General features: G+C 62.8%; 18 protein-coding genes. 11 read left to right on the top strand and 7 right to left on the bottom strand.

The genetic code is table 11. From position 1 onward, the window contains the following. Complete coding sequence (locus CGS25_RS00940; protein ID WP_101674258.1) at positions 1 to 1257, bottom strand: DUF2254 domain-containing protein; 1257 nt, start codon at positions 1255 to 1257, stop codon at positions 1 to 3. Between the two features lie 229 nt (positions 1258 to 1486). On the opposite strand from CGS25_RS00940, the gene CGS25_RS00945 reads away from it, so the two are divergent. The 5 genes from CGS25_RS00945 (at position 1487) to gdhA (ending at position 8138) form a co-directional block, all read left to right on the top strand. Continuing rightward, positions 1487 to 2854: a class II fumarate hydratase gene (locus CGS25_RS00945; protein WP_101674259.1), complete on the top strand. Its 1368-nt coding sequence runs from the start codon at positions 1487 to 1489 to the stop codon at positions 2852 to 2854. A 149-nt stretch (positions 2855 to 3003) separates the two neighbouring features. Further along, positions 3004 to 4638, top strand: coding sequence for a fatty acid--CoA ligase (locus CGS25_RS00950; RefSeq protein ID WP_101674260.1), 1635 nt, complete (start codon positions 3004 to 3006; stop codon positions 4636 to 4638). 317 nt (positions 4639 to 4955) lie between these two features. Next, on the top strand, positions 4956 to 6053 hold the full coding sequence (locus CGS25_RS00955) for an efflux RND transporter periplasmic adaptor subunit (RefSeq protein ID WP_089033876.1): 1098 nt from the start codon (positions 4956 to 4958) through the stop codon (positions 6051 to 6053). A gap of 2 nt (positions 6054 to 6055) precedes the next feature. Then, positions 6056 to 6730 carry a M48 family metallopeptidase gene (locus tag CGS25_RS00960; RefSeq protein WP_232802180.1) on the top strand — a complete coding sequence of 225 codons (675 nt, stop codon included), beginning with the start codon at positions 6056 to 6058 and terminating at the stop codon, positions 6728 to 6730. 70 nt (positions 6731 to 6800) lie between these two features. After that, positions 6801 to 8138 (top strand): NADP-specific glutamate dehydrogenase, encoded by a 1338-nt coding sequence (gene gdhA / locus CGS25_RS00965; protein WP_101674261.1) that lies wholly within the window; start codon positions 6801 to 6803, stop codon positions 8136 to 8138. 6 nt (positions 8139 to 8144) lie between these two features. Here gdhA and CGS25_RS00970 read toward each other — a convergent pair whose 3' ends face one another. The 3 genes from CGS25_RS00970 to CGS25_RS00980 all read right to left on the bottom strand — a co-directional run bounded on the left by CGS25_RS00970 (position 8145) and on the right by CGS25_RS00980 (position 11141). Then, positions 8145 to 9245 carry a glutathione S-transferase family protein gene (locus CGS25_RS00970; RefSeq protein ID WP_198588657.1) on the bottom strand — a complete coding sequence of 367 codons (1101 nt, stop codon included), beginning with the start codon at positions 9243 to 9245 and terminating at the stop codon, positions 8145 to 8147. A gap of 83 nt (positions 9246 to 9328) precedes the next feature. After that, positions 9329 to 9532, bottom strand: a complete 204-nt coding sequence (gene cspE / locus CGS25_RS00975; protein ID WP_089033873.1) for a transcription antiterminator/RNA stability regulator CspE — start codon at positions 9530 to 9532, stop codon at positions 9329 to 9331. 208 nt (positions 9533 to 9740) lie between these two features. Then, positions 9741 to 11141 (bottom strand): WS/DGAT/MGAT family O-acyltransferase, encoded by a 1401-nt coding sequence (locus tag CGS25_RS00980; protein WP_101674263.1) that lies wholly within the window; start codon positions 11139 to 11141, stop codon positions 9741 to 9743. A gap of 354 nt (positions 11142 to 11495) precedes the next feature. Between CGS25_RS00980 and CGS25_RS00985 the strand changes: the two genes are divergently transcribed. Both CGS25_RS00985 and CGS25_RS00990 read left to right on the top strand, forming a co-directional pair. Then, positions 11496 to 11873: a MarR family transcriptional regulator gene (locus tag CGS25_RS00985; RefSeq protein ID WP_232802182.1), complete on the top strand. Its 378-nt coding sequence runs from the start codon at positions 11496 to 11498 to the stop codon at positions 11871 to 11873. A gap of 61 nt (positions 11874 to 11934) precedes the next feature. Next, entirely contained in the window at positions 11935 to 12525 is a 591-nt protein-coding gene (locus CGS25_RS00990; protein WP_101674264.1) for an HAD family hydrolase, read from the top strand. A gap of 34 nt (positions 12526 to 12559) precedes the next feature. On the opposite strand, the gene CGS25_RS00995 is transcribed toward CGS25_RS00990, so the two are convergent. The 3 genes from CGS25_RS00995 to CGS25_RS01005 all read right to left on the bottom strand — a co-directional run bounded on the left by CGS25_RS00995 (position 12560) and on the right by CGS25_RS01005 (position 17301). Continuing rightward, positions 12560 to 14374: an acyl-CoA dehydrogenase C-terminal domain-containing protein gene (locus CGS25_RS00995; RefSeq protein ID WP_101674265.1), complete on the bottom strand. Its 1815-nt coding sequence runs from the start codon at positions 14372 to 14374 to the stop codon at positions 12560 to 12562. Between the two features lie 178 nt (positions 14375 to 14552). Next, positions 14553 to 15371 carry an SDR family NAD(P)-dependent oxidoreductase gene (locus CGS25_RS01000; RefSeq protein WP_101674266.1) on the bottom strand — a complete coding sequence of 273 codons (819 nt, stop codon included), beginning with the start codon at positions 15369 to 15371 and terminating at the stop codon, positions 14553 to 14555. A 223-nt stretch (positions 15372 to 15594) separates the two neighbouring features. Then, positions 15595 to 17301: a potassium/proton antiporter gene (locus CGS25_RS01005; RefSeq protein ID WP_232802183.1), complete on the bottom strand. Its 1707-nt coding sequence runs from the start codon at positions 17299 to 17301 to the stop codon at positions 15595 to 15597. 220 nt (positions 17302 to 17521) lie between these two features. Between CGS25_RS01005 and mnmG the strand changes: the two genes are divergently transcribed. Genes mnmG through CGS25_RS01025 form a run of 4 tightly spaced genes read left to right on the top strand, consistent with a single transcriptional unit; the run spans position 17522 to position 21787 of the window. Beyond that, a complete protein-coding gene (mnmG, locus tag CGS25_RS01010; protein ID WP_101674267.1) occupies positions 17522 to 19408 on the top strand; it encodes a tRNA uridine-5-carboxymethylaminomethyl(34) synthesis enzyme MnmG in 1887 nt (628 codons plus the stop codon). Beyond that, a complete protein-coding gene (gene rsmG / locus CGS25_RS01015; RefSeq protein ID WP_089033866.1) occupies positions 19405 to 20031 on the top strand; it encodes a 16S rRNA (guanine(527)-N(7))-methyltransferase RsmG in 627 nt (208 codons plus the stop codon). The genes mnmG and rsmG overlap by 4 nt, the downstream gene beginning before the upstream one ends. 9 nt (positions 20032 to 20040) lie before the next feature. Beyond that, a complete protein-coding gene (locus tag CGS25_RS01020; protein WP_089033865.1) occupies positions 20041 to 20856 on the top strand; it encodes a ParA family protein in 816 nt (271 codons plus the stop codon). A 13-nt stretch (positions 20857 to 20869) separates the two neighbouring features. Next, a complete protein-coding gene (locus CGS25_RS01025; protein ID WP_101674268.1) occupies positions 20870 to 21787 on the top strand; it encodes a ParB/RepB/Spo0J family partition protein in 918 nt (305 codons plus the stop codon). The last annotated feature ends 444 nt before the right edge of the window (positions 21788 to 22231 follow it).

Genomic DNA, 22231 nt, shown 5'->3' on the forward strand with positions numbered 1-22231 from the left:
TCACGACCAGAGCTGTTCGAAAAGCGTCGCCAGCCGGTTCTTTTCCTGGTCGATCGCCAGGCCGTCCCGGGCATACTGTAAGGCGTGGCTCGCTTGTGCCTGGCAGCAGGGTAGAAAGGTCGGACCGCCGTTTCTGGCCAGCACGGCCAGGGATTTCTGCAGGCGAACCTGCACCTCAAGCAGGCTGGCGCCGTCGCGGGCAATGGGCGAAAACACATCGTCGAACAGATCTTCCAGGCGCACCGCCGGCACCCGCACTCGCGGGTAGGGTGGTTCGGGCTCGGTCGGTTCCCCGTCAGGCACCCACGCCAGCAGTACGCGCACAGCCCGGCCCAGCACATCAATGGCGGTGCCCGGGTCGTTGACCGCCGGCGACAAGGCCCGGGAAGCGATCTCCGCCATCACCGATAGGCCGAACCGGGGGTCCTGATCGAAGGATCGTTCGCGGCCGAGGGTAAATGCCCCCAGCGCCTGTTCGACGTGTTCATCGTCGCTGTCCCCCAGCAGCCAGGCCAGAGGTCGGCTCGGATCGACAAAATTCCCCGGCAGGCAGGCGACCCAGATTTCTCCGTCGAACGCTTTGGCGCAGTGTGCCAGCGCCGCCACATCCAGGTGCTGCACGTAACCCACCCGGGGAGGCAGCACCGGCCTGGCTTCCGGTGGAGGCCGGGCGTCCGCGGGCAGAGGCAGCCCGCCCAGACAGGGGTTGTCCATGCGCCGGCGGCTGGCGGTGAGCGCCGCATCCTCGACGCGCTCAGTGGTCTCGCCGACACGGCCGAACCGGGATAAATGATCGATCCAGCGCAGAATGGTGACCACGATCAGGATAATCACCGCCACCGTCACCGCGAACAAAAGCAGCCGGCCGGCTTCACCATAAATACCGGTGCTCAATGCCACGATGCCCACCAGGCTGAACAGAAAAGTGCCGATGAAGGTGGAAAGCACATTCTGGGTGGTGGTGTCCTGCATCAGCAGCCGGGTGGCGCGAGGCGTCACATTGGAGGTGGCCGCGCTGTAGGCGGAGACCATGACGCTGAGTGAAAAGGTAGTGACCGCCAGCATGCTGGAAGCGAGAATGTTGAGAATGCTTCCCACCGAGTCGGCGCCGATGGCCACCGGCAAATCGGCTGGCAGAATGCGTTGGGCGAGAATCGCCAGAAGAGCGCTGGCCACCGCCAGGACCGCGAACAGTGAAGCCCGCAGCCACAGTTGCCGGGACAGTTGTGACAGCAGCCACTGCCATTTTGAAATCATTCGCCGTGCGCTCCCCGATTTATCCTGATCACCGCAGGATACCGGATTGGCGCCCCTTCGAAAGCCTGGACATCGGTAGACGTCGCGGCCGGACCAACCTTCTGGCGTTTACCGGGTTGTCCGCCGGCCCGGTATTGAATCACTCTATCGGTAAGATGCGCGGTGCGTCGCTGGACGGTGGCCCGGGCCTTATCGATACTGATTGCCACCCACGTTAATGGAGACTCCGATGAGCGAGATGCGAGTGGAAAAGGATTCCCTGGGCGAAGTCGAGGTTCCGGTGGAAGCCCGCTGGGGCGCCCAGACGCAGAGGGCGGTGAATAACTTTCCGATCAGCGGCCGCGGCCTGCCTGCCCGGTTTATTCAGGCGCTGGTAAGCCTTAAGCGTTGCGCCGCCCAGGCCAACGCCGACCTCGGTGAACTGGACGAAGAGAAGAGGGCGGCGATTGTCGGCGCCTGCAACAATCTGCTTGATGGCAATCACCTGGATCAGTTTCCGGTGGACATCTTCCAGACCGGATCGGGCACCAGCACCAACATGAACGTCAACGAGGTGATTGCCCATCTGTGCCAGGAAGCGGGTGTGCAGGTGCACCCCAACGACGACGTCAATCTTGGCCAGAGCAGCAACGACACCATTCCCACCGCCATTCACGTGGCGTCGGTGACGGCGGTGACCGACCAGCTGCTGCCCGATCTGGAGCATTTGATCGCGACTCTCGGCCTGCGCGCCCGCGAAGGGCGGGAAATCGTGAAAACCGGCCGCACCCATCTGATGGATGCCATGCCGGTGACCGTGGAGCAGGAACTGCGCACCTGGGTGTTGCAGTTGCAGAACGCCAGCCAGCGGCTGGCCCGGGCCCGCGATGACCTGCACGCCTTGCCCCAGGGCGGCACCGCGGTGGGCACCGGCATCAATGCGCACCCGCAGTTCGCCGCGCGGTTCGCGGCCACCCTGGCGGACGAAAGCGGCCACCCCTACACGGCGCTGCCGTTCCCCGCCGTCGCGCAGAGCGCGGTGGACGCGCCGCTGGCGTTGTCGGGGGCGCTGCGCGGTCTGGCGGTGGTGCTGATGAAAATCAGCAACGATCTGCGCTGGATGAATTCCGGCCCGATTCATGGTCTGGCGGAATTGCAATTGCCGGCCACTCAGCCCGGTTCATCGATCATGCCCGGCAAGGTCAATCCGGTGATCTGCGAATCCGCCACCATGGTGGCGGCCCAGGTGATCGGCCTTGATCAGGCCAACACGGTGGCGGCGCAAAGTGGCAATTTCCAGCTCAACGTGATGTTGCCGCTGGTCGCCACCAACCTGTTGGACATGACCGGCTGGCTGGCCAACAGCTGCCGCAACCTGGCCGACCAGGCGATAGAAGGCATGACCTGGAATCAAGAGCATCTCGCCGAAGGCGTTGGTAAGAACCCGATTCTGGTCACCGCCCTGAACCCGGTGATTGGCTATGAGAAAGCCTCCGCGATCGCCAAGGAAGCGTTCAAGACCGGCCAGCCGGTGATTGACGTCGCCGAGCAGCGCACTGATCTGGGGCGCGATGAACTGGAGCGGTTGCTCGATCCTCTGAAGCTCACCGGGCCCTGACGCCAGGTGCCAGTAAACAGCGCGACCGGCCGGTTCCGGAGATGACGAACGCGCCGTGCTGTGCGAGTCTTTGCCACCGAATTATTCATGTCCCCGGTGTTTTTAGGCTCGCAGCGGAGGACATTACAACAAGGTGACGGAGATCCATCATGAGTAAAGACCTGACCATCAAGCGCACCGCCGAAGCGGTGGAATCGCCACTGCTCATCAACGCCATTCTGGAAGCCGGCGTGCGTGGTGCTCCAGGCCAGGAGATCGTTTACGCCGACCGCCGGCGCATGACCTATCGTGATTTGAACGAGCGCGTGCACCGTCTGGCCGGGGCCCTGGCCGGGCTGGGTGTGAAGCCGGGTGACACCGTGGCGGTGATGGATTGGGACAGCAACCGTTACCTGGAAGCGTTCTTCGCCATTCCGATGATGGGCGCGGTGCTGCACACCGTGAACGTGCGTCTCAGCCCGGAACAGATTCTCTACACCCTGAATCACGCCGAAGACGATGTGATTCTGGTGAACCGCGAGTTTCTGCCGGTGCTGGAAGAACTCAAGGACCGCGTCGAGACGGTCAAACACTACGTTCTGCTGGACGACGAAGACGGCGAGGCGAGCAGCTCCCTGGCGCTGGCCGGTGAGTACGAGGCGTTGCTGGCCAAGGCGCCGGAAACATTCGACTTTCCGCTGCTGGATGAAAACACCCGCGCCACCACCTTCTACACCACCGGCACCACCGGCTTGCCCAAGGGCGTGTACTTTTCCCACAAGCAACTGGTGGTTCATACCTTCGCCGCGCGCTCCATGCTTTCCGGTACCGGTCATGGCCGGATGAACCAGGGCGATGTCTACATGCCGATCACGCCGATGTTCCACGTGCACGCCTGGGGCGTGCCTTACGTGGCCACATTGCTGGGCGTGAAGCAGGTTTACCCGGGCCGTTATGTGCCGGAAACCCTTCTCAAGCTGCTGGTCACCGAAAAGGTCACGTTCTCGCACTGCGTGCCCACTATTATCCAGATGCTGTTGCAGGCGGAAGCCGCCAAGAGCCTGGATCTGAGTAACTGGAAGGTGATCATCGGCGGTTCCGCGCTGCCCAAGTCGCTGGCCAAGGCGGCGCTGGCGCGCGGCATTGATATCTATGCCGGCTACGGCATGAGTGAGACCTGCCCGTTTATTTCCGTGGCGTTGTTGCCCCCCGAGCTGGAAGACGCCGACCTGGAAACCCAGGCGGAATATCGCAGCCGCACCGGCCGGCCGGCGCCCATGGTGGAAATGCGCATCGTCGATGCCGACATGAACGAACTCCCCCACGATGGCAAAACCCAGGGTGAACTGGTGCTGCGCGCGCCGTGGCTGACGCAGGGGTACCTGAAGGATAAAGACAACTCCGAAGCACTGTGGAAAGGGGGCTGGATGCACACCGGCGATATCGGTGTGATTGACGGCGACGGCTGGCTGAAAATCACCGACCGCATCAAGGATGTGATCAAAACCGGCGGTGAGTGGGTGTCCTCTCTGGATCTGGAGAGCCTGATTCTGCAACACGAAGGTGTGGGCGAATGCGCGGTGGTGGGTGTGCCCGACCCGAAATGGGGCGAGCGGCCGGTGGCGCTGGTGGTGAAGAGCGGTCAGGTCGACGAGCAGTCGATCAAGGATCTGATTACCGGCTACGCGGACAAGGGCGAAATCAGCCGCTACGGCATTCCCGACCGGGTCGTGTTCGTGGATGAATTGCCGCGCACCTCGGTGGGCAAGCTGGACAAGAAAAAGATGCGCGCCGAAATGGTGTAACGCCAAGGGTCGGTTTCAACCGGGTAAGCGGCGGATACCGGCCGTTTACCCGGTGCGGTTGATGGGCGATGGGGCGCACGCCAGACCTCCGACCAGTCTTGCGCGGGCGTGGCGGCAACGCGCCTTTTTACGTGCCCGGGCTGTTTTTCCACCGCCGCCGCGTTATCTTCACTCACCCATACGCAAAACGGTGTAACCTTCCGCGACCGGGACGCCAATCTGGTGGTCCATTGGCCCATGCCGCTGACCAACCCCACATTCAGCCTGTCCGGAGCGCTCCGGCGCACTCATAACGTCTGATCAATTTTGGAGAGAACATGCGGCGAGTGATCGCAAGCCTGGCGGTGGTGATGGCAGTCGCCCTGGTGCTGTGGTGGGGGCTTGTTGGCAACGCGGACATCTCGGATGCGAGACCCGACGGCGCGCCGCCGGTTGCCGCCGTAACGGTCATGACGCTGGCCGCGGGGCCGGTGAGCCGCGAGGTGAACGTACCCGGCACCGCCCGCGCCAGCCGTGCGGTGATTTTGCTCACCGAGGTGGGAGGCCGGGTTGAAAAGATTCACTTTAAAGAAGCGCAGGTGGTGAACGCCGGTGATGCTTTGGTGACGCTGGACAGCCACGATGCGCGCGCCGAGCTGGAAGCGGCGCGCGTTGCCCATCAAAAGGCCCTGTCCGATTACCAAAGCGCCTATCGGGAATCGCTCAGCGCCGGCCCCTCGTCGTCGCCGGCGCTGGCCGCGCTCAAGCGCGCCAGTGAGGACGCTCTGGCGCTGGTGGAATCAAGCCGCGCCGCTCTGGACAACCACGACATCCGCGCGCCGTTCGATGGCGTGCTCGGATTGCGCCAAATCAAACAAGGCGAGTTACTGAGCGCGGGCAGCGCGATTACCTCCCTGGACAGCATTCGTAACCTGGACATCATTTTTCAGTTGCCGGGTCACTATCTGGCCTCTTTGCATCCGGGCCTGCCGGCGCGGGTCACCAGCGACAAACAACCTGGCCGGGTTTTTCCCGCCACCCTGACTTTGATGGGGCCCCAGGGCAACGCCGGTGAGCGTAACCTGACGGTGAAAGCGCGGCTGGATAATGCGGATGGGCGGCTGCGTCCTGGAGAAACCTTGCAGGTGGCCGTGCAGCTGGAACAGGCGGAAGTGTTGATGATTCCGGTCACGGCGGTGGTCACCGATGGCGAAGCCAATTATGTATTCACGGTGATTAAGGATCTGGCGCAAAAGCGCGCGGTCTCCCTGGGTTCCGCTTACCAGGGCTGGGTGGAAATCCTCGCCGGGCTTAAGCAGGGTGATCAGGTGATTGTCAGTGGTCACGATGCGTTGACCAGCGGTACGCCGGTGCAGGTGATCGGACATCAGGAGGGATTTGTCGACGAACCGCCCACCTCAGGGCAGCCGGCCTGATCGTGGCGGCGCTGGATTATGAACTGGTCCGCTCGCGCCGGCGTACCCTGGAGGTGCGGGTGTTCGCCGATGGCCGGGTGCAGGTACGCGCTCCCCTGCGGCTCGCCCGCCACCGGGTGGAAGCTTTTGTCGACGAACGGCGGATCTGGATCCATGACCAGCAACGTAAGGCCGCCTCCCGCCCGCGTCCGCGCTGGCGGCACGGCGACCCCTGCCGGTATCTGGGCGAGACCCTGCTGCTGAATGTGGATTACGGTGCCCGCGTGCGGGTATCTAGCCATCAGAACGAATTGTGCGTGCTGGTGCCCGAACCCGATGACGAAGACCAGGTTTGCGAGGCGGTGCACGCCTGGTGGCGCCGGCTTGCCCGGCAGCAGTTTCAGAACAGCATCGAGCGCCAGTTTTTCTGGTTCGCCGAGCGCGGCCACCGCCTGCCGGTGCTGCGCGTGAAACGCATGCGCACACGTTGGGGCTCGTTGTCCGCGCGCGGTTACATCAACCTGAACCTGGCGCTGATGGCGTTCGCGCCGGACGTGATCGATTACGTGGTGATGCATGAGCTGTGTCATTTGGAGTTCATGCACCATGGCCCGCAATTCCACGCCCTGATGGACCGGCGCATGCCGGATTGGCGTGCCCGTAAGCGGCGGCTGGAAGAGCCCGAAACCGGCGCATGAACATCGATTTTTTACGCTTTTTAAAGCGGCGATAACTTGATATTCACCCTGGCCCCGTTATCCATGGGGCATGGATATCAACGCAGTGATTCAACGTCTCGAACAGCGCGACCCCCACGACACTCACTTTCGCCAGGCGGCTAAAGGTCTGCTCGGCAGCCTAGACGGTTATCTCAAGGACCATCCCGAGATCGCCGATTCCGCTCTTCTGGAACGCTTATTGGAGCCGGAGCGCACGGTGATCTTCCGCGTGACCTGGGTCGACGATCACGGTGCTACCCGGGTTAACCGCGGTTACCGGGTACAGATGAACGGAGCGCTGGGGCCCTATAAAGGCGGTTTGCGTTTTCATCCCTCCGTCAACCTGGACATTCTGCGGTTTCTGGCCCTGGAACAAACCATTAAGAACGCTCTCACCGGGCTGCCTTTGGGCGCCGGTAAAGGCGGCTCGGACTTTGATCCCAAAGGACGCAGCGACGGGGAAATCATGCGGTTCTGCCAGGCGTTCATGAGCGAACTGTACCGCCATATCGGCCCGGACATTGATGTACCCGCCGGTGATATGGGCGTGGGGACACGGGAGGTGGGTTACCTGTTTGGTATGTATCGAAAGCTCAGTGGCACCTTCAGCGGCACGCTGACCGGTAAGGGCCCCACCTTCGGGGGCAGTGCGCTGCGCCCCGAAGCCACCGGCTATGGCTTGGTGTATTTCGCCCAGCAGGCGCTCCGCTGTCAGGACGACACGCTGGAGGGCAAGGCGGTGGCGGTTTCCGGCGCCGGCAGTGTGGCCCGGCATGCGGCTTTAAAAGCCATTGAGATGGGCGCGCGGGTGGTAACACTGTCCGATTCGCGCGGGCTGATTCACCGGCAGCAGGGCTTTGACGCCGAGCAGGTCGGCGAACTGGCGCGGATCAAGGCGAACGGTGGCGGCGTGGCGGATCTGGCCGGGCAGGCAACCGGGGTGAGTTACCACGAAAACGAAAAACCCTGGGCCCGGGCCTGTGACGTTGCCTTGCCGTGCGCCACCCAGAATGAGCTTGATCAGCACGACGCCCGCGCCCTGGTGAAGGGCGGCTGCCGGTGGCTGCTGGAAGGCGCGAACATGCCCTGTACCGCCGGCGCGGTGGCGGTGGTGCGCGAGGCGGGGCTCGGGTACGCGCCGGGTAAGGCGGCCAACGCCGGCGGCGTGGCGGTCAGTGGCCTGGAAATGAGCCAGAACAGCCTGCGGGAGTATTGGTCGGCCAGCGAGGTGGACCGCCGTTTGTACGGCCTGATGGAGAACATCCACCGCCAGTGCGTGGAACACGGCGGTGGTGATCACGGCGGCCCGCCGGACTACGAGACCGGCGCGGCGGTGGCCGGGTTCAGTCGCGTCGCGGAAGCGATGCGCGGGCAGGGCATCCTGTAACGTTCTCTAGGATGCCGGTCGCACCGACAGTTTGTCCTGAACCAGCCGGGGCGTATCCGGAAAGTCGATCAGCAGATCGGCGCCGATGGAGCGCAAAAAGGCGTCCGCGTTGTCCCGGTCGGCGGTATCCAGAGCGCTCAGATGATCACGGATGCGCTGTATCATCCACAGGCTGTAGGGCCGGATAATGCGCCTGCCGCGCTGCCCTTCGAGCAGGAATTCGTGGTCACCCAGCGCCCGGGGCAGGGTCTCGCCGGGGTGCTCCGCCATCCAGGCGCTGACGTGGCGGGCCGCGTCCGCCATCGCCGGTAACTGCTCGCGGGCCATGCGTTGCAGGATCGGCAGCAGTGTGGCCGGAATCTGGTCGCCGTCGTCCAACGGTTTTCTCAGCGCCTCCGGCTGAAACTGCACCTGTTCCACCCAGCGCACCACGTTCGGCGCCAGCCGGTGCATCAGTTCGCCGGGCGTCGGATCGCGGTAAAGATGGGCATAGAGCGGCCCGATCAGACCAAAATCCGCCATCGTTGCCTGCGTGCCGAGTAGGGCGGCGTGCTCGGCGAAATGCGCGTCGAGTTCGGCCAGTAGCCCTTCATAGGCACTCTCCACGGCGCCTTTCATTTCCGGCGTGGCGCCTAGCAGGCTGGCCGCCCGGGAAAACGGCACCGCGCGCTTCTGGCCAATGGCGAACTGCTCTTCCGGCGAGGCATCGGGCGCGTTCAAGGCGCCGAACTCACCCATCGCCCAATCACGATCGTAGTGCCACCGGTAATGCATGGCCGGAATCACCAGCCATTCATCGCCGTAGGCTTCCAGCATCAGGGCCACCAGCTTGCGCAGTGGCGTGGCCGGGTACACCGATGGCGCGGTGGCCGGGCGTTGCGCATCCAGGGTGTCGATGATCACCGTGGTGTCCTGCAGGATGCGATCGTCCTGGGTGCGCAGCACCGGAATAACCGGCACCCCCACGGCGGGCAGAATCACGGTTTTGTAGACCTGGGCGGAGGCGATGATTTCCTGGAAGGGGATATCGGCCCAGCGCAGATAAGCACGCACTTTGCCGGTGAAATAGCTCACCTCGGCGCCGTAAAGCAGGGTTGTTGTTGTCATTGCGATCTCATTGGAGACAGGGTCGGCAGGCGCGCACAAAAAACCCCACATGCCGTGGGGTTTTTTGTGCGCCTCGGCGCTCTTTACTCAGCGACGACGTTCGCCGCTTGCGGACCTTTCGGACCTTGCTGGATATCAAAGCTGACTTTCTGGCCTTCCGCGAGGGTGCGGAAACCAGAGCCGTTGATTGCGCTGAAATGAACGAAAACGTCCGCGCCACCGTCATCCTGGGAAATGAAACCAAAACCCTTGGACTCGTTGAACCATTTAACGGTACCAGTAGCCATTGAATGTATACCTCAAAAAACTGATGGGGTGTTGCTTGCAAACCAGGAGGGGGTGTTCGGAGACTTCTTCGGCTTCACGCGGGGAAGGCAACTACCAAACTGAACCACTGCCGTAATCTGCAGCTATTTCGACTCTACCTCCTTTTTTTTGCTCCGACTACAGGTTTTTTTGAGGGGGGCGGGCCCTTCCTGGTGGCCCTGTTTCGGGTCATCGCTGGCGCCGATTCGGGGCGGGGTTATTTATACCCGCCGCGATTTCCAGGTCGCGAATGGACTGCTCGAGATAATCCAGCAGGCGCTGCATGGAGGGCACCGTGCGGCGGCAGGCGATCAATCCGAACTCGATCTGGTCGCGGTAGCTGGTCAGCGTCATGTTCAGGGCAATGCGATCCAGCACGATCGATACTGGGTACATGCCCTCCAGGCGGGCACCGTTCCAATACAGCGGCTCGCGGGGGCCGGGCACGTTGGAGATGATGACATTGAAGGCGCGCCATTTCGGCGCCAGGCCGGTGAGCAGATTGAGACCGGTGGGCGCCATGCTCAGAGCGGTGAAGTTGAGGATCTCTTCGCTGCTCATTTGCGCGAAGCGCTTCTTGGCCTCTTTGACCGATGCCTGGACCACCCGCAGGCGGTTGGCGGGGTCGCAAATGTGGGTGCCCAGATTGGCCAGAATCATGGCGATCTGATTGCCACCGGCGCTGTCATCCTTGCGCAGAGACATGGGCACCATGGCGATCAGGGGCCGATCAGGCAGGGCGTTCTGGCTGATCAGATACTCGCGCAGGGCATGGCCACACATGCTCAGCACCACGTCATTGATGGTGCAGTTGAACGCTTCGGAAAGCTTCTTCAGCCGTGGCAGCGAGTAACTCTGGGCGGCGAAGCGCCGTGAGCCGGTGATGCATTGGTTGAAGATGGTATCCGGGGCCTGAAAGATGGAAACGAAGTTGGGGTCGTCCTTGGCTTTCTGTCCGACCTTGTAGATCTCCCGGGCCAGCGCCGGCACGGTGGCGATCTGCTTGCTGACGCCGGCGGTCAGCCGCGCCAGGCTGCTGACCGCGTCCACCGGGTTGCTCGGCAACGGCCGGCGGCGGTTGCTCGGCTTATAGGCCCACACCGGCGGCAGGTCACGGCGTTCCGGGTCCGAGGACAGCGCTCTCATGCCCATGCGCATCGCCGAAATACCGTCGACCATGGAATGGTGCACCTTGGTATAAAGAGCAAACTGCCGCCCGCGAATGCCCTCGATCAAATGGGCCTCCCACAACGGGCGTTCCCGATCGAGCAGGTTGGAATGCTCCGCGGACACCAGCGACAGCAACTCGCGAATGCGCCCGGGTTTGGGCAGGGCTTCGTGGCGGAAGTGGTGATCCATGTCGAAGTGCTGATCTTCATCCCAGTGATACTGGCCAAATCGGCGCACCAGCCGTTGATTGAACGGCGGTTCCGGACAGCAGTAATCGCGGATCGATTGCGCCAGTTCGCTGACGTACTTGGGGCCGCTCCCCTCGGGGAACGAAAACAGCTGCAGACCCGCCACATGCATGGGCTGCTGGCGCTTTTCCAGGTAAAGAAACAGCTGATCCACCGGGGTTAACGCTTTCATGCCATCCTCTTTTTGTTATGGGTCGGTACCGGTGGCGCACCGGCGAACCCAGTCTCCTTGGCGTGCCGGATCATGGTAGCAGAGCCGCCATGGCCTGGCCGTGCCTTACTGTTACGACGCCCCCCGCGTGGCGGGGTTCCATGATGGGGCCGGCGTCTTTGCCCCAAAGCCGTGCAAGAAATCTGCCAGTGAGCGCGGGGGCGGGGATTATCGGGCATTGTCATAGTGGTGCATTGGCCCTCGCGCGGGCGTAAACGTCGAGCCGGTGGCCATTCTCCGGTAACATCAACGCCATAATCGCATGGCCTGGCGGAGCGACAGGCCCCGCCAACAGCCGTTTGGGGAAGGGAAGCAATGCCAAGAAAATACGCCGATCGCCGCCGCCGCGCTTTTGTCGTGGCGCTGCAGGAATCCGATGCCCATTGGGGCGCGCTGTTTGGTGATGAAGTGTTTTACGATCTGAACTATTCGGATCTTTTTACCCGCATGTGGCTGGCCCGCGACCGCGCCTTCACGAAGACGGAATTGTACGGGTTCATGCCCAAGGTCAGTCACCGCACCGCGGTAAAATACGTGCAGACCGCCATTGAGCGCGGCCTGCTCAGCGAATGCATCGACAGCGAAGATCGCCGCCGCCGCCGCATTACCATGGCGCCGGCATTGATCAAAACCATCGAGGATTTTCTCGACGCCTCGCTGCAAACCTTCGAAGCCCGCGCGGTGTTCCGCTGATCGCCGACGGTCACGACCATGACGCCCCTCAGCAAACGTGCCGGGCCCGCCGGTCGCCGTCATGAGCCGATATGACGCCGTGGTGTTCGACCTGGACGGTACCCTGGTGGATTCCAACCTGGATTTCGCCGCCCTGCGCCGCGAACTGGGGTTTCCCGAAGGCGAAGGGGTGCTCGAACATCTGGCCACCTTGAGTGACCCGCGCCGGATCGAGCGCTCGCGCACCATTATTGATCGTCATGAGATGCAAGGTGCCGCGTCGGCAACCTGGATCGACGGCGCCCAGGCGCTGCTCGAACGCCTGCATGACCACGCCGTGCCCACCGCCATTCTGACCCGCAACAGCCGCGCCGCCGTGGCCCGCACCCGGGCCACTCTGGGGCTGTCGGTGGAGCTGATACTGACCCGTGAGGACTGTGCCGCCAAACCCGATCCCGACGGGCTATTGAGGATCACCCGGACCCTGGCGCTGGTGCCTTCGCGCACCTTGTACGTGGGGGATTTCATTTACGATCTGCAGGCGGCTCGCAATGCCGGCATGGTCGCGGTGCTGTACTGCAATGGCCGCAACCAACGATTCGCCGCCGACGCGGACCTGGTGGTGGATCGCCTTGAGACACTGCTCGATTGGGTGGTGACCCCGCCCGGGTAATCAGGCGCCATGGGCCGGCGCCTGACACAACGGCCTATTCGTAATCGAACGAGAAATGCTCCGCCGACAACTGCATGGTGCTTTTGGTGGATTTCAACGCAGCCTCGGCGTGGCCTTTGGCGGCGGGCAGCATGCGCTCGAAAAAGAACTCCGCGGTGGCCAGCTTGGCCTGATAGAACTCGGCCGGCTCATTGCCGCCATTTTCCAGCTTATCCAGAGCCACTTGCGCTTGCAGAGCCCAGAAATACGCCATCATCGCGTAGCCGGAATACATCAGGAAATCGTGGCTGGCGGTGCCCACCATTTCCCGGTCCTTGGCGGCGATCAGCATGATGCGGGTGGTCATGTAATTCCACTCCGCGGCGATCTTCAGCAGCTTCCAGGCGAACGGTCTCAGGGTGCTGTTGCCCAGATTCTTGCGGCCAAAGCCGACCAGCTTCTTGGAAAAATCGCGCACGCATTTGCCACGGCTTGAGAGCAGCACCTTACGCCCCAGCAGATCCAGGCCCTGGATACCGGTGGTGCCTTCATAGAGCGTGGCGATGCGCGCGTCCCGCGCGATCTGCTCCATGCCGTGCTCCTTGATGTAACCGTGGCCGCCGAACACCTGCATGGCATCGTTGGCCGCCTCCAGGCCCTTCTCGGTGAGAAAGCCTTTGAGGATCGGCGTCAGGAAACCCAGCTCGCTGTCCCAGCGGTCGTACTTGTCCTTGTCGTCTTCGAGGATGCCGGAAATCATATTGTCCGCGTACTGAGCGGCGAAGTAGATCATCGCCCGGCCGCCCTCGGCGATCGCCTTCTGCTTGAGCAGCATACGGCGCACATCGCCGTGGTGGATCAGTGCATCGGCCACCGAATCCGGGTCTTTCTTGCCGGACAACGCGCGCATTGAGCGGCGTTCCTTGGCGTAGGGCAGTGAGCCCTGATAGGCCAGTTCGGCGTGGGCGATGCCCTGGCAGGCGGTGCCGATGCGTGCCGAGTTCATAAAGGTGAACATGCACTCCAGGCCCTGGTTGGCCGGGCCGATCAGATAACCGGTGGCCCCGTCGAAGTTGATCACGCAGGTGGCGGAGGCCTTGATGCCCATCTTCTTTTCCAGGGAGCCACAGGTCACGCCGTTGCTTTCGCCGATCTGGCCGGGCAGGTATTTGGGCACGATGAACAGGGAGATGCCCTTGGTGCCCTTGGGCGCGTCCGGCAGGCGCGCCAGCACGATGTGCACGATGTTTTCAGTGAGATCGTGGTCGCCGGAGGAAATGAAGATCTTGGTGCCGGACAGCATATAGGAGCCGTCTTGCTGGGGTTCGGCCTTGGTTTTCACCTGGCCCAGATCGGTGCCGCACTGCGGTTCGGTGAGGCACATGGTGCCCGCCCAGGTGCCCTCGGTGAGCCGGCTCAGGTAGACCTCTTTCTGTTCGTCGCTGCCGTGCAACTGGATGGTGTTCATGGCGCCCAGGGAAAGCCCCGGGTACATGGCGAACGACCAGTTGGCGGCGCCCATCATTTCCTGCTTGAACAGGTTCAGCGACATCGGCAGGCCCTGGCCGCCGAATTCCTGAGGGTGAGAAAGCCCCTGCCAACCACCGGCCACGTATTCCTGATAGGCCTCTTTATACCCTTTGGGGGTACGCACCTGGCCGTCCTCGAGCTGGCAGCCTTCTTCATCACCGCTCTGGTAGAGCGGCGCAATGGTGTTTTCGCACAGCCTGGCCATTTCGCCGAGAATCGCTTCCACCATGTCCGGGGTGGCTTCCTCGCCGTTGGGCAGGGTCTTGTAGTGGCTCTCGAAATCGAACACTTCGTTGATCAAAAAGCGCATGTCGCGCAGGGGGGCCTTGTACGCCGGCATAACACACCCTCGTCAAAATATCGGACGCGAGCCGAAGGCCCGCTGAAGTCAGCCGGCATTGTTAGCGAACAGTCGTTGACTGACATTGACGGACAGGCCGTGAAGAGCGGCTTTAAAGTGAATCAGGCGGGGCCATGGAGGCAGGCAAATCGGTGTTGGAAGGCGCTTTTATGACGACCTATTCATCTTTTTTCTTGCCTTTCCAACTGTACATCGAAGTGGAAACACCCGTTCTCCTGGCCAGTTCGTCCCAGAGCTTGCGGGGCAGCACGCCTTTGAGCAATTCCACCGAACGGGCCATGGGCGGCTCGATCACGAACGCCTCGCCCCGGCTGATGCCGCGCAGGATGCTTTCCACCACCCGATCCGGGGTCAGCATGGGTGAGAACATCGGCGCTTTCACGCCCTTGAACATGCCGGTGGCGATGTAACTGGGGCACACCGTGGTGACTTTAACGTTGCGGATGCCGCGCTCGGCCAGTTCCAGGCGCAGTGATTCGGAAAACCCGACTACCGCCCATTTGCTGGCGGCGTAGCTGCTGCCATAGGGCAGGCCGATGAACGCCGAGGCGCTGGCGATATTGACCAGATGGCCGCGAGGCGCGCGGATCAGGTCGTCCATGAACGTGTGAGTGCAGGCCATCAGGCCTTCGCTGTTGACCTTGAAAGTAGCCAGGTGTTTCTCCAGCGGCACCTGTTCGAACTCGCCGCCAAACACCACGCCGGCGTTGTTGATCAGAATCGAGATCGGCCCGAGCTCCTGGTGAATCTGATCGCGCAGCTTGGTGAGGGTGCCGGGCTTGCTCACGTCCAGGCTGTAGGCATGGGCGCGCCCGCCGGCGTTGCGAATACGCTCCACCACCTCGCGGGCGGCGGCGATGCGGCGGGCGGTCACCACCACCTCGGCGCCGTGACCGGCGAGCTTTTCCGCCATCAGACGGCCAATGCCCGCCCCGGAGCCGGTAATCAGAACACGGTGATTGGAGAACTGGGCCATGGGCACCTCGGAGTAGGGGTCAAGATGACGGTATCGGCGCGGCGATGGAGTGGGGAGGCGGTTGAAAGTTAAAAGTTGAAAGGTCGTAGCCGAGTGGTTTGGGCGCGGCCTGCGGCCGGGCTCTGGTTGGCTTTCCTTTGAGCGCGGGCACAGCCTCGCGGCCCCTGAAGCGCCCACCCGCGTTTTAACTTTTAACTTTTAACTTTTAACCTTCAACTGCCCCCTATTTCGGCAGCTTGATACCGACCAGAATCGCCCGGCCCTGCTCGACGGTGCGCGCGCGCAGTTTCATGCCCCCCAAGCGTACGGTATCACCGACCACCGCGTTGTGGCCGAAGTGGCGCTCGAACACCGCCTCCACGGTCAGGCCGTGCAGCAGCGGGTCGAGCTCTTCCATGCCGTACACCGCCACCAGCTGTTCCACGGGCACACTGCCGCGCACGAAAAAGGTGCCGAAGAAGCGCTTTTCGTCCTTGGACATCTTATGGCACAGATCGGAGAGATAATCCCGCTCACCCACCGGTGCCAGCCAGGTCACCAGATCGCCGGCCTGGATGGTGGGGTCCTCCGCCAGGTTGCGGAACTCCTTGTCACGAATAATCAGCAATGGCGTGATGCGCTGGCTGGTGATGGCGCTGAGCCGCTGGCCTTCGGCCTTGGCGCCGGCGTCCACCTCGAACTGGATCACGTAGCGGTTGCTGGTCGAGGCCAGCGGCAGCATTTGCCGGGGCGCGGTGGTGGCGGGCACCGAGACTTTCAGTTTGCGCGCCATGTAACGCAGGCTGGTGCCCTGGGCGAGCAGGGAGATCAGCACCACCACCAGGGTGATGTCGAACAGCAGGCGGGTCTGGGCGACCCCGGCGAGCAGCGGGAACACCGCCAGAACAATCGGCACCGCGCCGCGCAGGCCGGTCCAGGAAATAAAGGTTTTTTCGCGCCAGGTGAAACGGAACGGAATCAGGCTCAGCCACACCGACACCGGCCGCGCGATCAGCATCAGGAAGAAGGCCACCAGCAGTGCATCGACCAGCCGATTGCCCAGCTCCGCCGGGGTAATCAGCAGCCCCATCATCAAAAACATGCCGGATTGCGCCAGCCAGGCCATGGAGTCCATCGAGCGCAGTACGTTGTCGCCGGTGCCGCCGCGGCGGTTGCCGGCCACCAGGCCGGCCAGGTAAATGGCCAGAAAGCCGCTGCCGCCGGCCAGGTTGGTGAGGGCGAACACCATGGCGCCGCCGCTGCACAGCAACAAGGCGTGCAGGCCCTCGTTGCCGCGCACGCGCAGCAGAATTTCGCTGAGCAGCGCGCCCAGGGTCAGCCCCATGACGATGCCCAATCCGAACTGCTGCACCAGGGTCAGCAGCATGGTCCAGCCGAACCCCACATCCGGCTCCACCAGCACCGTCACCAGCATCAGGGTGATAAAGATCGCCATCGGGTCGTTGAGGCCGGATTCAATTTCCAGGGTCGCCGCGACCCGCTCGTTGATGGTGACGCCGGCGCCCTTGATCACATTGAACACGGCGGCGGCGTCGGTGGAGCCGATAATGCCGCCGAGCAGCAGACCCAGGCGCCAGTCAATGCCGATCAGCCAGGTGCTGAACGCGCCGACCATGGCGGCGGATATCGCCACGCCCAGTGTCGCCAGGGTAAGCGCTGGCTTAAGCGCCAGCCGGAAGGTGCTTAACTGGGTGCGCAAACCACCGTCCAGAAGAATCACCGCCAGGGCGATGTTGCTGACCACATAAGCCAGCGAGAAATCGTCGAATTGAATACCGCCCAGCCCGTCTTCGCCGGCGGCCATGCCGACCAGCAAAAAGACCAGCAGAGAAGGCACGCCGATGCGGCTGCCCAGGCTGCCCAGCAAAAGGCCCACGAACATCAGCCCGGTGCCAATCAGCAGGAAAAGGTTCAACGACTCCAAATGCACTCCTGGAATATCAAAGTGGAAAGCAACGCCGGTCCATTATATAGACAATCGCCGATCAACTCATGAGGCGAATCGCGTTTTCATCGCCAGTGGCGGTTTGTATCGCGGTGGTCTTGGCACCTTTATTTTCCCAGCCACAAGACTATACTAGCGCGCCCTGTTGACCAGATTTTGTACAGCGGATTCCATTTATACAGCGGTTCTGCGCGAGCGAGTTCCTATGCAATACCCCCAGCGATTCGGCGTCATTGTGATTGGCGGCGGCCACGCCGGCACCGAAGCGGCCCTGGCGGCCGCGCGCATGGGCGTGGATACGGTGCTTCTGACCCATAATATCGAAACCCTGGGTCAAATGAGCTGTAATCCGGCCATCGGCGGCATTGGCAAAAGCCATCTGGTGCGTGAAATCGATGCCCTCGGCGGCGCCATGGCCCGCGCCACCGATCTGGGCGGCATCCAGTTTCGTGTGCTCAATGCCCGCAAGGGCCCGGCGGTGCGCGCCACCCGCGCCCAGGCCGACCGGGTGCGTTATAAGGCGGCGATTCGCGGCATTCTGGAAAGCCAGCCGAACCTGACCCTGTTCCAGCAGGCGGTCGATGACCTGATCGTGGAAAACGGCCGCTGTGTTGGCGCCATCACCAACATGGGCCTGCATTTTCGCGCCGACGCCGTGGTGCTGACCGCCGGCACTTTTCTCGGCGGCGTGATCCACGTTGGCCTGGACAATCATCAGGGTGGCCGCGCCGGGGATCAGCCCTCCAACGCCCTGGCCCGGCGGCTGCGAGAGTTGCCGTTCCGGGTTGATCGCCTGAAAACCGGCACGCCGCCGCGCATCGACGGCAAGACCGTGGATTTCTCGGTGATGGAAGAGCAGTGGGGCGACACGCCGACGCCGGTGATGAGCTACCTGGGCAAGGTGGAGCAACACCCGCGCCAGATCTGCTGCTACATCACCCACACCAATGAACGCACCCACGAGATCATCCGCTCCGGCTTTGACCGCAGCCCGATGTTCACCGGGGTGATCGAGGGCACCGGCCCGCGTTATTGCCCCTCGATCGAAGATAAGGTAAACCGCTATCCGGATAAGAACAGCCACCAGATTTTCGTGGAACCGGAAGGCCTGGACACCGTCGAGCTGTACCCCAATGGCATCTCCACCAGCCTGCCGTTCGATACCCAGATCGAAGCGGTGCGCTCTATTCGCGGGTTCGAGAACGCGCGCATCACGCGCCCTGGCTACGCCATCGAATACGATTACTTCAATCCCCAGGACCTCAAGCACAGCCTGGAAACCCGGCACATGCCCGGTTTGTTCTTCGCCGGCCAGATCAACGGCACCACCGGCTATGAAGAAGCCGGTGCGCAAGGGTTGCTGGCGGGGTTGAACGCGGCACTGCTGAGCCAGGAGAAAGACGCTTGGACGCCACGCCGGGACGAAGCCTACACCGGGGTGCTGGTCGACGACCTGATCACCATGGGCACCCGCGAGCCCTATCGTATGTTCACCAGCCGCGCCGAGTACCGGCTGCTGTTGCGCGAAGACAATGCCGACCTGCGGCTCACCGAAAAGGGCCGCGAGCTGGGTCTGGTGGACGACCAGCGCTGGGCGGTGTTTTGCGCCAAACGTGAAGGCATGGAAAAAGAGCAGGCACGGCTTAAAGCGACCTGGGTGCGGCCGAACACCGCCGAGGCGGAGCGTGTTAACGGTTTGATCGACAAGCCTTTGACCCACGAGTACAACCTGATGGAGTTGCTCAAGCGCCCGGAGCTGGATTACCGGATGCTCAGTGATGCGGTCGGTCTGGACAGCGTCGACGACGCGGTCATCGAGCAGGTGGAGATCGCCGCCAAATACGCCGGTTACATCGACCGTCAGGAAACCGAGATCGCCAGACTGCGCGCCGCCGAGACGCAACGGTTGCCCGCCGATTTTGACTACGCTGGCGTCAAGGGGCTCTCCAACGAGGTGCGCCAGAAGCTGGCGGAAGTGCGCCCCGGGACCGTGGGCCAGGCGGGGCGCATTCCCGGCGTCACGCCAGCGGCGATTTCACTGCTGCTGATTTACTTGAAAAAGCACCAGCATCAGGTGGCCTGCCAGGCATGAGCGACGCCACCGTGCTCGCCAACGGCCTGGCCGGGCTGGGCCTGGAACTGGACGCCGGGCAGCGCGAGGCGCTGCTCGCCTACCGGGATCTGCTGGTAAAGTGGAACCAGGCCTATAACCTGACCGCGGTGCGCGACGGCGCCGAGATGGTGACCCGCCATTTGCTCGACTCGCTGGCGGTGCTGCCGCACCTGCACGACCAGGACACCCTGGACGTGGGCACCGGCGCCGGCTTGCCCGGCATTCCCCTGGCCATTGCTCTGCCGGCCCGCCGCTTCGTGCTGCTCGACAGCAACGGCAAGAAAACCCGCTTCGTCAATCAGGCCCGCCGTGAGCTGGGCCTGGGCAACGTGGAGGTTGTGCACGCCCGCGTGGAACAGTACCGTAATGCTCCATCACAGATCATCAGCCGTGCGTTTGCCGCCTTGCCGGATATGCTGGAGGTGCTGGCGCCCCTGATCACCGGGAGCACCCGTATTCTGGCCATGAAAGCCGCCGCCGCGGAGCAGGAACTGGCCGCCGTGCCAGCCGGTTGGCGCACCCGGGTTGAACCGCTTGCGGTGCCCGGTCTGGCGGAGGCGCGCGTATTGGTGATTGCTCGCCGAGAACAGCCCAGGCCCTAGGAGAACGCAGTGACCACCGTTTTTGCCGTTGCCAACCAGAAAGGTGGAGTGGGCAAAACCACCAGCAGCGTGAACCTGGCGGCGTCCCTGGCCGCCACCCGCAAGCGGGTGTTGCTGGTGGACATCGATCCCCAGGGCAATGCCACCAGCGGCGCTGGCGTGGACAAATACGAGCCGGAGTACACCATCCACGAAGTGCTGATTGGCGACGTGGACGTGGAGCAGGCGGTGGTGGCCACGCCGGAGCATTCCGGCTTCGATCTGATCGCCGCCAACGGTGACCTGACCGCCGCCGAGGTGCAGCTGCTTGATCTCAAGAGCAAGGAGTTCCGGCTGCGCAACGCCCTGGCGCGCATCCGCGAGCGCTACGATTACGTGATCATCGACTGCCCGCCGTCGTTGAACATGCTCACCGTCAACGCGCTGACCGCGGCGGATTCGGTGATCGTGCCGATCCAGTGCGAGTATTACGCGCTGGAAGGTCTGACCTCGCTGATGAACACCATCGAGAAGATCCGCACGGTGCTTAACCCCAAGCTTCATATCGGCGGCCTGTTGCGCACCATGTACGATCCGCGCAACAGCCTCTCCAACGATGTCTCCAACCAGTTGATCAGCCACTTTGGAGACAAAGTCTACCGCACGATTATTCCCCGCAATGTGCGGCTGGCCGAAGCGCCCAGCCATGGCGCGCCGGTAATCACCTATGACGCCAAATCCCGTGGCGCGGTGAGCTACCTGGCTCTGGCCGGCGAGATTCTGCGCCGTGAGCACGCCATGCAGAACCGGGCGGTGCCCGCCCAGCCCCCTCAATCCCAGGCATAAGTGAGAGTCGATTATGGCGGCAAAGCGTAAACGCGGATTGAGCAAGGGCCTGGATGCGCTGCTGAGCAGCAACGCCGCTCACCTGCACCCCGATGAGGTCAGTGTCGACGCCGAGGCGACGCAGAGTTCCAGTGACGGCCAGCGTGTTCCCCGCGACGGCGATCTTCGTCATCTGCCGGTGGAGGTGATGCAGCGGGGCCGGTATCAGCCGCGCAAGGACATGTCCGCGGACGCGCTCGAAGAGCTTGCCGAATCGATCCGTGCCCAGGGCGTGATGCAGCCGATCGTGGTGCGCCCGATGGGCGATAACCGCTATGAGATCATCGCCGGCGAGCGGCGCTGGCGGGCCGCGCAAATGGCCGAGCTGGCCACCATTCCGGCGGTGATCCGCGAAGTCCCCGATGAAGCCGCCATCGCCATGGCGCTGATCGAGAACATCCAGCGCGAAAACCTCAACCCCATGGAAGAAGCGCTGGCATTGTCCCGCTTGAAAGAGGAATTCGGCCTCACCCACCAGCAGGTCGCCGACGCGGTGGGCAAATCCCGCGCCATGGTCACCAATCTGTTGCGCCTGATGAGCCTCGAGGCGGACGTCAAAAAACTGCTCGAGCACGGCGATCTGGAGATGGGCCACGCCCGCGCCCTGTTGGCGCTCACCGGCATGAAGCAGGTCGAAGCGGCCCGGGTGGTGGTCGCCAAGGGGTTGTCCGTGCGTCAGACCGAAGCCCTGGTGCGCGAATTCGAAAAAGCCAAACCGGCGCGCCCGGCCGCCGCCAAGGAAGACCCCAACGTTCGTCACCTGATCAACGACCTCTCCGAGCGCCTGGGCGCGCCGGTGCAGGTTCAGCAGGGCAACGGCGGCAAGGGCCGGCTGGTGATCAGCTACAACAGCCTGGATGAGCTCGACGGCATTCTCGCGCACATAAAATAGCAGCGGCCGGGAGACGCGTGGGGATAGCCGAGGCCACGCCGGGTTCCATGCCTTGCTTTGCGGGTGAGAGCTGCAAGTGACAAGCCTCAAGCTACATGCTGAAAGAGGTCCGTTGCAGCTTGTCGCTTGAGGCTTGTCACTTGAGACTGTCCTCCCTCGAAAGACCCGAATCCCGCCTCGCCCGCCGCCACATCAACCTGCTTGACGCAAGCGCGGAGCAGGCGTAATTTTGACCTCCCTCACGACAAACAGTCCGCCGAGTTTTGTATATATTGGTGCGTCTGTTCAAATTTTGCACCGCTTCCGGTCTATTCGGGACAAACATTCGTGCCTCACCGGTTGATACCACCATACCTTCCCCATATACTTCCCCGCGCCAAAGATCAGGGGGTGCCCGCGACCTTCTCCTGACAGCAAGCTTCGGCGGCGTCAGCAGCTAAACAC

Source organism: Alloalcanivorax mobilis, from assembly GCF_002864685.1.
In the GTDB taxonomy this organism is placed as follows: domain Bacteria; phylum Pseudomonadota; class Gammaproteobacteria; order Pseudomonadales; family Alcanivoracaceae; genus Alloalcanivorax; species Alloalcanivorax mobilis.